General features: G+C 41.0%; 11 protein-coding genes. 4 read left to right on the top strand and 7 right to left on the bottom strand.

The annotated features are described in order from the left end of the window. Positions 1–137: 137 nt before the first annotated feature. The 3 genes from urtA to glnK all read right to left on the bottom strand — a co-directional run bounded on the left by urtA (position 138) and on the right by glnK (position 3,269). On the bottom strand, positions 138–1,421 hold the full coding sequence (gene urtA / locus OA91_RS09610; RefSeq protein ID WP_063338053.1) for an urea ABC transporter substrate-binding protein: 1,284 nt from the start codon (positions 1,419–1,421) through the stop codon (positions 138–140). A gap of 190 nt (positions 1,422–1,611) precedes the next feature. Further along, a complete protein-coding gene (locus OA91_RS09605; RefSeq protein ID WP_063338052.1) occupies positions 1,612–2,877 on the bottom strand; it encodes an ammonium transporter in 1,266 nt (421 codons plus the stop codon). A gap of 53 nt (positions 2,878–2,930) precedes the next feature. Next, positions 2,931–3,269 (bottom strand): P-II family nitrogen regulator, encoded by a 339-nt coding sequence (gene glnK / locus OA91_RS09600; RefSeq protein WP_046015906.1) that lies wholly within the window; start codon positions 3,267–3,269, stop codon positions 2,931–2,933. A 434-nt stretch (positions 3,270–3,703) separates the two neighbouring features. Between glnK and OA91_RS09595 the strand changes: the two genes are divergently transcribed. Beyond that, the gene (locus OA91_RS09595) at positions 3,704–3,952 is read left to right on the top strand and encodes an accessory factor UbiK family protein (RefSeq protein ID WP_063338051.1); all 249 of its coding nucleotides are present in this window, start codon (positions 3,704–3,706) and stop codon (positions 3,950–3,952) included. A 78-nt stretch (positions 3,953–4,030) separates the two neighbouring features. Here the strand turns inward: OA91_RS09595 and OA91_RS09590 are convergent, their stop codons facing one another. Together OA91_RS09590 and OA91_RS09585 are read right to left on the bottom strand one after the other, a co-directional pair. Beyond that, positions 4,031–4,345 carry a hypothetical protein gene (locus OA91_RS09590; RefSeq protein WP_046015730.1) on the bottom strand — a complete coding sequence of 105 codons (315 nt, stop codon included), beginning with the start codon at positions 4,343–4,345 and terminating at the stop codon, positions 4,031–4,033. A 205-nt stretch (positions 4,346–4,550) separates the two neighbouring features. Continuing rightward, positions 4,551–5,108, bottom strand: coding sequence for a TlpA disulfide reductase family protein (locus OA91_RS09585; RefSeq protein WP_082827862.1), 558 nt, complete (start codon positions 5,106–5,108; stop codon positions 4,551–4,553). Between the two features lie 398 nt (positions 5,109–5,506). Here OA91_RS09585 and OA91_RS09580 point away from each other — a divergent pair, with 398 nt between their 5' ends. Together OA91_RS09580 and OA91_RS09575 are read left to right on the top strand one after the other, a co-directional pair. After that, complete coding sequence (locus tag OA91_RS09580; RefSeq protein WP_052701824.1) at positions 5,507–5,998, top strand: GNAT family N-acetyltransferase; 492 nt, start codon at positions 5,507–5,509, stop codon at positions 5,996–5,998. A gap of 316 nt (positions 5,999–6,314) precedes the next feature. After that, complete coding sequence (locus tag OA91_RS09575; RefSeq protein WP_063338050.1) at positions 6,315–7,874, top strand: methyl-accepting chemotaxis protein; 1,560 nt, start codon at positions 6,315–6,317, stop codon at positions 7,872–7,874. Positions 7,875–8,249: 375 nt separating this feature from the next. Here OA91_RS09575 and OA91_RS09570 read toward each other — a convergent pair whose 3' ends face one another. Then, complete coding sequence (locus tag OA91_RS09570; protein WP_063338049.1) at positions 8,250–9,248, bottom strand: YbgA family protein; 999 nt, start codon at positions 9,246–9,248, stop codon at positions 8,250–8,252. A 132-nt stretch (positions 9,249–9,380) separates the two neighbouring features. Beyond that, positions 9,381–10,268, bottom strand: coding sequence for a DUF547 domain-containing protein (locus tag OA91_RS09565; RefSeq protein ID WP_082827861.1), 888 nt, complete (start codon positions 10,266–10,268; stop codon positions 9,381–9,383). A 230-nt stretch (positions 10,269–10,498) separates the two neighbouring features. Between OA91_RS09565 and OA91_RS09560 the strand changes: the two genes are divergently transcribed. Further along, positions 10,499–11,374: a MerR family transcriptional regulator gene (locus OA91_RS09560; RefSeq protein ID WP_063338048.1), complete on the top strand. Its 876-nt coding sequence runs from the start codon at positions 10,499–10,501 to the stop codon at positions 11,372–11,374. Positions 11,375–11,429 lie beyond the last annotated feature (55 nt).

Genomic DNA, 11,429 nt, shown 5'->3' with positions numbered 1-11,429 from the left:
AAATCACTCCTTTGAAAAAGTGAAGAGAGTAAAAAAGGCCACAAGCCCACCGCAGATGGTGGTTTAAGGGCTTGTGGCTTAAAAAGCATGAATTAGGCGTTAGCCAGCATCATGACTGCTCATGCCTGTTGGTAAATTTATAGTGTCTTACCTGAGCAGGTTTTAGTTTGGACATTGTAATTGCCGCACTTAAGTGGGGCTGTCCAGTCGGAAATAAGATCTTTTGAGCCGGGTAAAAAGTCAGACCATGCGTCCCCTGCAACGGTACTGTCTGTTTCCCACACAACCTCAAATTGACCATCATCTTGGATTTCACCAATGAGTACGGGCTTGCTCAAATGATGGTTTTTATTCATTAGCGCAGTACCCCCAGTTAGGTTACTTGCTTCTTGGCCTATCATGGCTTGTTCAACTGCATTCACATCTGTTGTGCCCGCTTCTGTCACGGCATTCGCCCACATGTTAAAGCCAATATAAGTGGCTTCCATTGGGTCGTTGGTGACACGTTCTGGGTTCTTCGTGAAGGCACGCCAAAGCTCGATAAACTCATCGTTAGAATCTGTCTCGACACTTTGGAAGTAGTTCCAAGCGGCTAGGTGTCCTACTAATGGTGTGGTATCCAAGCCAGAAAGCTCTTCTTCACCCACGGAGAATGCCACTACCGGAATGTCTTCTGAGTTAAGGCCCTGATTACCTAGTTCTTTATAGAAAGGGAGGTTGGCATCGCCATTGATAGTGGAGACAACCGCGGTTTTCTTACCTTGGCTACCAAACTTCTTAATATCAGACACGATCGACTGCCAATCAGAGTGACCAAATGGCGTGTAGTTGATCATGATGTCTTCTTTGGCAACCCCAAGGCTAGTCAAATAAGCTTCTAGTATTTTGTTAGTGGTTCTTGGGTAAACGTAATCGGTGCCAGCTAATACCCAACGTTCAACTTCCAATTCATCTTTCAAGTAATTAACGGCTGGAATGGCTTGCTGGTTAGGTGATGCGCCTGTGTAAAATACATTTTTAGAGGACTCTTCCCCTTCGTATTGAACCGGGTAAAACATCAAACCATTTAGCTCTTCGATAACAGGTAATACGGATTTTCGAGAAACAGAAGTCCAGCCACCAAAGATGACATCCACTTCAGCTTCTGTGAGAAGCTCGCGTGCTTTCTCCGCAAATAAAGGCCAATTTGAAGCCGGGTCTACCACCACAGCTTCAAGCTTCTTACCCAATAAACCGCCTTTTTTATTTTGCTCTTCTACCATCATGAGCACTGTGTCTTTCAGCGTGGTTTCACTGATAGCCATGGTGCCAGATAAGGAGTGAAGTACGCCGACCTTGATGGTATCGCTTGCTAATGCATTGATCGAAAAAACACTAGAAGCAACTAAGGTTAAACTTGTGATTAGGTTTTTAACTTGCATGAGTAATACGTCCTAAGTAATTAAAAGGAAAAGAAAAACTACGTTTTAAAGCTAATAGAAGAGAGGTTAAAGCCCACCCATGAAAGCTGGGCTTTAACTTTTGTGCTTTGTGCTTTGTGCTTTTGTGAAGAGTAACCCTAATGAGGCAGAGTCACTCTAAACACATGTTGAGACTTAACTTGAGAAGCGATTAGTTCTTTGTGAACTCTGGGTAAGCTTCCATACCACATTCAGATAGATCAACACCTTCGTATTCTTCTTCCTCTGTGACACGGATACCGATAACCGCTTTGATAACGAACCAAACCACTAGGCTAGTACCAAATACCCAAGTGAAGATAGTGGCTGCACCAATTAGCTGAGCACCAAAGGTAACGCCGTCGTTTGTTAGAGGCACTGCTAGAAGACCCCAAAGACCTGCTACACCGTGAACTGAGATAGCACCAACTGGATCATCAATTTTCAGCTTATCTAGCGTCAGAATAGAGACAACAACAATCAAACCACCGACTGCACCAATCAAGGTTGCACCGAGTGCTGTAGGAGTATCAGGACCGGCTGTGATAGCAACTAGACCTGCTAATGCACCGTTTAACAGCATGGTTAAATCCGCTTTGCCGAATAAAATACGTGCTAGTAACATGGCTGCAACAGCGCCACCAGCAGCCGCTGTATTGGTATTAAGGAAAACCATGGCAACAGAGTTTGCACTCGCAATATCGCCAAGCTTAAGTACAGAACCACCGTTAAAGCCGAACCAACCCATCCATAGGATGAATGTACCTAGTGTTGCAAGTGGTAGGTTCGCACCAGGAATCGCTCGTACTTCACCTTTAGGGCCATACTTACCTTTACGAGCGCCTAGTACCAATACACCCGCTAATGCTGCTGCAGCACCTGCCATGTGTACAATGCCTGAGCCTGCAAAGTCAGTGAAGCCGATGTCGCCAAGGCTATAAAGACCGAATACAGAACCGCCACCCCAAGTCCAGTTACCTTCCATAGGGTAGATAACACCTGTCATAACAACAGCGAAAGCGAGGAATGCCCAAAGCTTCATACGTTCAGCCACAGCACCAGAGACAATTGACATAGCGGTTGCAACGAATACGACTTGGAAGAAGAAGTCAGAAGCGCCTGAGTAGATAGAGCCGCCTTCAAAGCCATCTTCACGGCCTGAGAAGTCACCTAGTGTGGCATCTACATCTACATTTTGAATACCTGATAAGAATATGTCGCCGCCGTACATGATGGCGTAACCGCAAACCAGATACATAATGCAAGAGATAGCAAATAACGCGACGTTTTTAGTTAGAATTTCTGTGGTGTTTTTTGAGCGGACTAGGCCTGCTTCTAACATGGCAAAGCCTGCTGCCATCCACATAACGAGTGCACCACAGACTAAGAAGTAAAAAGTGTCCATGGCATATTGTAAATGAAATATTTGATCTTGCATGTTTCGCCCCCCTAAAGGCTAATATAAGACTGCTAAAGATGATGCGCGGCGGTTTAAACCGCTTCTTCGCCAGTTTCGCCAGTACGAATACGGACAGCTTGTTCTAGATTTACAATGAAGATTTTGCCGTCACCAATCTTGCCTGTGTTGGCTGCATTAGTGATGGACTCAACAACTTGATCAACAATGTCGTCGGAAATCGCGAGTTCGATTTTTACTTTAGGAAGGAAGTCCACAACATACTCTGCACCTCGGTACAATTCTGTATGGCCCTTTTGACGTCCGAAGCCTTTTACTTCAGTTACTGTGATACCTTGAACCCCGATATCAGATAATGCTTCGCGAACATCGTCTAACTTGAATGGTTTAATGATGGCGGTGATAAGCTTCATAGCGTCACGCTCCTTTTTATTATTTAAAATTCGATTTGATGACTGAAAATGTTGATGGTCTATATTCAACATGTGTGCCATGTTGAGAAACTTGTTGTTTTTCAATATATTACGAAGTTTTTGCTTTTGCTTTTTGAAAATCATGAAAACTTCACTAGGATTCTTGGGTGTTATAGGGGCGTTTAAAAAAAGCACTGCTCTAATCTGGTGCTAAGGGTTATTTAGTATTTTAAAAATACTTAAAAAATAGGGTTAACCTCATGAAAAGCATCAGAATATTAAGATATGCACACTTATCGGGCAGTGTTTAATAAGAGGATAAAGTGACGTTAACTTGGGAATAAGTGGTAAACTTATGCACATATTCTTAGCACAAGCGAAAAATACCTTGTGCATAACAGGCTTGAACAATTAAAGGTATGAAGGAGAAGGTCGTGATCGATGATTTTATTAAGCAAGTAGGAAGCACCCTAGGGGAAACCGCTTCACAACTTAGCAAGTTACCGAGCAAAGAAATCCAAGCTCAAGTACAGCAACTTGCTAAATCGACATTAGACAAAATGGACCTTGTTTCCCGTGAAGATTTCGAGATTCAAGCGGCTATGTTGGCAAAATACAGAGACCGTGTGATTGAGCTAGAAGAAAGAATGAAGAAACTAGAAGAGCAGCTGCAAGACAAGTAATAGTGTCAGTCTCACAAAAAAGTGATCTTAGAATGGTTAAGATCACTTTTTAAAAATATCTTATATAGCTTGTAGAGATTAAAGAAGATTTTGAATTGAGCGGTAAATTTCCATCGCTTCAGCTCGGGTGTAATTGCCGGCTGCTGCATTTCTTCCTATTGTACTAGTGACACGGATAGCCTCATCAGAAGGCTCGTCTTCAGGTTCGTTACCATTTAGCAAACTAATGTCATCCTGCCTATTTTGTTCACGCATCTGCATAAACTTAGCCTTATCTGACAGAGACACCTCGTCTCGATTCGCTTGGCCGATACCATAAGCTATCTTCTCACTAGGCTGCTGTCTAGGTGAGAAATATTGATTCATTGAACTTGATGAAGAGTTAATTTCCATAACGCAACCTCAGGGTACACTTTTTAAGTATCGAACCTAATTGACTAAAAAACAACCAAAGAATGTCGATTAATAGTCTATTCTGGTTAAAAAACAAGCAAGAAAGTGTGTCTTAGCCAAAAAAATACCGATATGCATAAAACATATCGGTATTTTTAGTCATCAGTTTTAAGCTTTAAACGGCTTGTCCTTGTTTTGCTAAGAATTATTCTGCTAACAGCATTTGTATTGCCGCTTCATACTCTGCCACTCTCGCTTCTTGGAAGCCGACATGTTGAGCTCTAAGGCGACCTTCTTTGTCGATTAAATAGCTGGTGGGCATTCCTATTACGTTAAAAGCGTCAGGTAGTTGAGCATCTTCATCAAGTAAAACGGGAAAGTTCGCTGGAATCTTGGTTAAGAAACCAAGTGCCAGTTCAGGGCGTAAATCCAGATTAATTGCCACCACTTCAAAACCTTGGTCCTGATATTTTGCCTGCATTTCGTTCATCCAAGGGAAAGATGCACGACAAGGACCACACCAAGATGCCCAAAAATCCACTAATAGCGTCTTACCTTTATAGTCAACTAAGCGCATGCTCTTTTCAGTGAGTTTTGCGTCGGTCACTAAAGGTAAAGATACCTCCGCTTTAGGAGCCATAGGCGCGTCTGCTGCTGCAAAAACATCTGCTTTAGAAGGCGTTGCATGTAACAGCAAAAAAGCGAGTAAAGAGGTAGGTAATACTTGGTTAAATATGTTGCGTATCTTAGCGGTTAAAATCATACATACTCATTTACTGTTAATTAATTCACAAACTGTACTTTTACTATGATCCAGAATTATAAAATTAGTGCCCGAATACTGATATATATTTTATGCATTAAATTTTATTGAAACTAAATTAAGCTGTTGAATAAGTGAAACTGAACTAGCCTATTTAATGAGACTAAAAAATTTTATGAATTTAGAACTATTTCAACAATTGTCGTTTTTAGAATATTAATCTGTCTATTTGCGTCGATTAATAAAGCGAAACTGTAAAAAAATGTAGTGAGAAGACGGGAAAATAACGAAACTATTGATTAGCCTCCTTGCCTTTGTCAGACTTTTTATATCTCAAATAGATACCTGTTATTTAGGTACTTATATCCGCATTAGTTTATCTGTTAGGACTGCTTACTATGGATCATAGGAAGATTTACTTTAGGCCTGCCACGACTGAAGACGCAGAAAATATAGGTCTCTTAGTCATTTTATTAACCATTGAATTAAGTGATCTGACCAAAACAAAACGCATTGATATTAATATAGAAAGCACCTCTAATCGTTGTTATGAAATGATTAGAGCTGGCCAATATTTTGCCATTTTAGGCTTTGTAGATGGCGTACTCTCTGCTGTCGCTACCCTAAGTGAATCCTACTCTCTCAACGGAGGAGGGCAGGTTGGCATGATCCAAGAGTTCTATGTTTCACCTGTTGTCAGATCCACTGGAATAGGGGCTAAACTGATGGAAGAAGTGAAGCAGTACGGGCAACAAAAAGGCTGGTCTTGTATTGATTTCTCTGCCCCTAGAATTTCAAAGCTAAAAGAAAATCTGGGCTTTTATGAAGGCGCAGGTTTTGATGTATTGCACGCTTATAGAATGCGTCACCAAATCCAATCAATTGATTAGAGAAAAATAAATATCCTTTCTTAATTTATCTACAAATACACATGGATTGTGTTTCTGATTTAACTAAATCATTTAGATAAACCTGTATGACATTCACTATAAATTTTGTGAATTATGTGGCTAATATTTCATCATATATAATCGCCAGTTATAAAAATAAAGACGATTTCTTTGTGTTATATCAATAAGTTTAATAGCGCTTTGTCGTGGATCTAGTGGCTTTTGTCGCTATTACAATCAAGCAAATCAACTATTTAGTTAAGTATGGATAGCGCAGAAATTGATTATGGATATTATTTTAATTGCAGGTAGATAGATGACAGCTCAATCCCCACAAGAATATCGCTTTTCTGAGCAAGATAGGCTTATTTCAGCCACAGATACAAAAGGCTATATCGTTTATTGTAACGATGCTTTTGCTGCTGTCAGCGGTTATGAAAGAGAAGAATTGATAGGCCAACCACATAATCTAATTCGTCATGCAGATATGCCTAAAGCTGCTTTTGCTGAAATGTGGCGTACCCTTAAAGAGGGAAAAGTCTGGATGGGCTTGGTTAAGAATAAGCGTAAAAATGGTGATTATTATTGGGTAAGTGCCTTTGTGACGCCTGTTTACGAAGGCGATAAAGTTGTGGGTTATGAGTCCGTTCGTATTAATGCCAGTGAAGCAGAAAAGGCTCGAGCGACAAAAGTTTATAAAAGATTAAGTCAAGGTAAAGCCGCTCGCAGCCTGTTGCACAGCCTACAAATGGGATTGGCAAAAAGCTTACCTATGCTAGTGCCAGGTTTGGCCAGTGCTGGGCTTTTATATACAACTTCAGGTACAGGAGCGGCTGGCATTGCACTTGCTGGAACCTTGATCGCGAGCGTTTGGCAGGGGCTTAAAGCTAAATCTCAGTGGCAGCAATTATGTGACATGAACCAAGGTACTTATAGCAACGCTTTAGTCGCGCAAACCTACTTTGATGAAAGCGGTCACCAAGCCAGAGCCAAATTGGCTTTTGCCTGTGAAATTGCCCGTAATCGCACCTCTTTAACTCGTATAGAAGATTCAGCGGCAGGATTGGGCAAGATAGCCCACGAAGCGAAAGATCAGGTTAATCAAACCAATGTTGCCATTTACCAGCAAAACACAGCCACTCAAGAAGTCGCCAGTGCCATTGATCAAATGGCGAGCGCCATCGAAGAAATCACCAATATAGTGCAAAGCAATACGGTTAATGCCCAAGGCGCGTTGACGCATGTTGATACGGGGAGTCAGTTGGCAACCGATGCACTGCAAGTCATAGATAAACTTAGCCAATCCGTAGAAGACATCGCGATAACCATTAAAGAGTTAGCGCAATCCACAGAAGAAATTGGCGAAGCGGCAGATCTCATTTCTATGATTGCTGACCAAACTAATTTACTGGCATTAAATGCAGCCATTGAGGCTGCGAGAGCCGGCGAGCATGGCCGAGGCTTTAGTGTGGTGGCGGATGAAGTACGGTCTTTATCTCTTAAAACCAGAGAATCCACAGAGAAAATACATGAAGTTATTCAAGTACTTTCATCACGAGCACAAAGTGCTGTCACGGTTTCTCAGCAAGGTGAAGAAGTTGCCAAGCAAGGTGTCAGCATAGTGGGTGAAACACGTTCTTCTCTAAACCAAATTAATGGCGCAGTGAAAGAAATTTTGGATATGACATTGCAAATCTCAGCCTCGGTTGAAGAGCAAAGTGCCATGACAGATCACATCAACCAACAGGTAACTGATATCTCTAATGGGGCGAATCACACCAAAGGTATTGCCGAACAGACTTTAGCTTCTGGGGTTGAGTTGGAAGAAACCGTGGGTAATGTGCACTCTATTATTAGACGTTTCTCGACGCACTAGCTAAGGAACCTGCGATTAAGTCACCTCTTTTCAGTCTTTTCAGAAAAAGCGTCAAGCAAGGCGTCACTTTGACGTAATGTAGGCACCTTTCGAAAAGGGACAACACAGGGTGGCGCTTTTTCTGAAAGACCCAAAGGGCGTGTTTTAAAAGCCCTATCTTTACGTTGAGGGCCTTATCAATAGAATAACTATTAAGTTACGCTCCTCGCCATAAATCTAGGCGCTTTTATCCATACGCTGAGGGGGAGGACTTATTCACAGGTTCCTTAAATACACATACCTATTCATGTAAAAGGCACTAGATTGATCCAATCTAGTGCCTTTTTTCTTTTCTATCTTCTTTGTTATGACCTTGTCTGTCGCTTAGCTTGGATACTAAACGTGATTAGCAAGCCCTAAGGTTTGTGGGTAAGGTGCAAAGTATCTTTGCTGGCGTAAGTAGTCATTACCAAATTGTTCTATGTAGTGCTGTAGCAGAGTTAAAGGTGTAACAAGGGGCAGTTGCCCAGCTTGATACTGCTTAATCGTTCTTAAAATACTTTGCTTAGCACTTTTTGATAGCTGACGTTTAAAGTAGCCAAACACATGGAATAAGGTATTCACATGGCCTTTTCTAGGGGCCGGTCTCGATAATGCTTTCATAAACAGAGTAAAATACTCATTCACAAGTGATGCGAGTTGGTCTTTTTTAGCATTGGCTAACAGCTGCCCTAGTTGCTTATAAAGTACTTGGTTTTGAGAAAGTAGAATGTACTTATAACTGGCATGAAAACGCATCAAATTATTTAAGCTAGGTTGCTCCAGCACTTCTTTACGGAAATTGTGATGCGCGTAGACCCTCAATATAAAATTTTCGTACAAGTGGGCATCATTCAATCTGCCTTCTTCTTCAATTGGCATGAGAGGATAGGCTTCTTGCAAGGCTGCGGCAAATAAACCTTGGCTCATCTCACGCTTAGGCATGCCATTTTCCTGATATACCTTGATACGAGACATGCCACAGCTTGGTGAGTTTTTCATTAAGATGTAACCATCAAGTTGGTCAAAGCTGTTTAGTGCAGGGGTAAAACCATCGACTAGCTGCTGAGTAACATCTGAATCTGGGTCCGTGCTATAGCTTAACTTCACTGCTTTGTTTTCATCTTCTTGTAAGCGCATGGTTGGTCTTGGTGTACTAAAGCCCGCAGCGACTTCAGGACAAAAGGTCATGTAATTAAAATGCTCGCTCAAAGTATTAAGGCAAAGTTTTGATTGGGTATGGCCGCCGTTAAAGCGAACATTATGTCCTGCTAAGCAAGCGCTTAGACCTAGAGTAATCTCATGCTCTTGTGGGTGTTCAAGGGTCAAGGTTGGAATGATGTTGGAATCTGTCATCTTCTACTCCTAAGTATAAAAACTTGTACAAGAATTAATTTTATATAACTAATTTTTGTACAAGTTTGAACAATAGGCAAGAAAAAACTTGTACAAAAAAATATTTTGTACGCTTTTTAAGTTCAAGAAGACTTACTTAAGCTCGTTTAAATCCCAATCATATTCATAACTGATAGAGCCTTTATAGGCTCTTAATTTATCACCTAGGGCCTTGTCAGAATAACCAATGAGATGAGTCAATAGATCCAGGCGAGTGACACCAAAATCTTCTCTATACCATTTATAAATAGTGGATAGGACAAGTTCGCCATCCTCGTCAAAGCTTACTCCTCTTGCATGGTTGATGTAATTTCTCGCACCTTCAGCCAACTGAGTTTGGGCATTAGAGCTGGTATAAGCTGTGGCACTTAAATTAGGGCAACTGATAGAGGCACAATTGAGAGCATAATGCAGGCTGGCTTGATTATAAATGGGTCTGAGAATCCTATGTTCTATGTCATTTAAAGAGACTTCAATGTCATTAATCAGTAATACCTTGTCATCCCATGGACCTGAGCTGAACCAAGACTTACCCAGCTTTCGAATGCTCTTAACAGGGTAATTATCCAATATCAAAGACACAGTTTTAGCATTGTAGAGGTTGATCCAATAGGCCATTTGCTGCTTTTTACTCAGCTCACTTGGGTTTAACTCAACTAAGTATTGGATGTACTCATTCAGCACCTTCTTGTCGCGCTGATTTACTTTGCCATAAGACATATATGACTGATCTTTATCGTCAAAAATCAGATACTTATCTAAAAACTGCTGCCAAGCTTTATGTTCTACCGAGATATTTGAGTCGATAGAAAATGCTGTCCATCTAGGATCAAGATCCTTACTTGGGGCAGCATTTACGAGAAAACTTTGGGCATACACAAGAAGGAAGAAAAGCAACATGACAGGGGGAGAAGAGAGGCTTTTAAAACCAGTTACGAGAAAATGTATTTGGGCTTTGCTCTCAGGGCGGAGGGGGGACATTGTTCAAACTCCTGTTTTATTTGGTAACACTTAAGGTTTACGAAATCACAATTCATTTGAACTAAGGATAGGCAGATAAGTTCCATTTATTTTTGTATGAAAAGCGAACAAATCGAATTTTGTTTTTATATCTTGTACAAAAAAGGTTTGCGTATAGATAAAACTTGTACAAGAATTAGACTTGTATCATCTAGAAGTAAGATGACCCTTAAACAAGAGAAAAAGACCCTATGAAAGACACTGTAAACATTGATGACCTGTTTCCCATTCGTGAATTGAGTGCAAGAACTCAAGTGAATACTGTGACAATAAGAGCATGGGAACGTCGTTATGGTTTATTAACACCTCAGCGAACTGATAAAGGCCATAGGTTATACAGTGAGCAAGATGTGATACGGGTTGAAAAAATCTTAGCCTTGATAGCCAGAGGTGTGTCAGTAGGCAAGGTAAAAGCCATGCTCAAACAAGAGCCAGACTTATCTGATAAACAAGATATGACCTTATGGCAGCATGCAATTACTCAAATCAACATGGTTAGTCAGACCTTTCACCCCCATCAGCTAGAACATCTCATTGCTGACTATTTTGTAAATTACCCTGTGTCTGTTTGTCGTCAAAATTTGTTTGAGCCTGTGTTGCTGACATTACAAAAAGATTCGGCTAAAAATCAGGCCCAAGCGAGTTTTATTGAAAGTGAGTTATTGGCGTACACCTTGAGGCGTCTTAAAAATAGCCATGGAGATAAATCAAAAGGTAAGGGAGAGCAAAAAAACCTTATGCTGACATATGGAGATAATACGGCGATTTGGCCACTCTTATTCTTATGTTTGGAGCTAGATGATGCTCACTATGACGTACAACTTATCAATCAAAGCATTAGTTTAGAAAGCTTTGTAGAAATCAGTCAAAACACAGATAAAGATGTCTCTGTTTTTTATCAGGATGGCCTATGGCGTGATGATCAAACCGCCTTAGCGCAAAAGGCCCTTGTAGAGGATGAAAACTTAGTTATCTGTGGTACAGCAGCTATAATTTCTCAAGTAACGGGAGACCATCAGGTGTTTTCTGCTTTGTCAGAATTTGGCCAATATCTGCTAAAAAAATAGCGCTCTCACGAGAGTTTCAAGCCTGAAAAAGGTAAGGATAGGACTTCAGCAAGGA

Source organism: Marinomonas sp. SBI8L (assembly GCF_001624705.1).
Classification (GTDB): Bacteria; Pseudomonadota; Gammaproteobacteria; order Pseudomonadales; family Marinomonadaceae; genus Marinomonas.
Note: the sequence above shows the minus strand (reverse complement) of the source record. Positions and strands in the feature narration are given on the sequence as shown.

Excerpts from the sequence above, each read along its gene's own strand:
- urtA (WP_063338053.1), bottom strand. The coding sequence starts at position 1,421 with ATGCAAGTTAAAAACCTAATCACAAGTTTAACCTTAGTTGCTTCTAGT.
- OA91_RS09605 (WP_063338052.1), bottom strand. The coding sequence starts at position 2,877 with ATGCAAGATCAAATATTTCATTTACAATATGCCATGGACACTTTTTAC.
- glnK (WP_046015906.1), bottom strand. The coding sequence starts at position 3,269 with ATGAAGCTTATCACCGCCATCATTAAACCATTCAAGTTAGACGATGTT.
- OA91_RS09590 (WP_046015730.1), bottom strand. The coding sequence starts at position 4,345 with ATGGAAATTAACTCTTCATCAAGTTCAATGAATCAATATTTCTCACCT.
- OA91_RS09585 (WP_082827862.1), bottom strand. The coding sequence starts at position 5,108 with ATGATTTTAACCGCTAAGATACGCAACATATTTAACCAAGTATTACCT.
- OA91_RS09580 (WP_052701824.1), top strand. The coding sequence starts at position 5,507 with ATGGATCATAGGAAGATTTACTTTAGGCCTGCCACGACTGAAGACGCA.
- OA91_RS09575 (WP_063338050.1), top strand. The coding sequence starts at position 6,315 with ATGACAGCTCAATCCCCACAAGAATATCGCTTTTCTGAGCAAGATAGG.
- OA91_RS09570 (WP_063338049.1), bottom strand. The coding sequence starts at position 9,248 with ATGACAGATTCCAACATCATTCCAACCTTGACCCTTGAACACCCACAA.
- OA91_RS09565 (WP_082827861.1), bottom strand. The coding sequence starts at position 10,268 with ATGTCCCCCCTCCGCCCTGAGAGCAAAGCCCAAATACATTTTCTCGTA.
- OA91_RS09560 (WP_063338048.1), top strand. The coding sequence starts at position 10,499 with ATGAAAGACACTGTAAACATTGATGACCTGTTTCCCATTCGTGAATTG.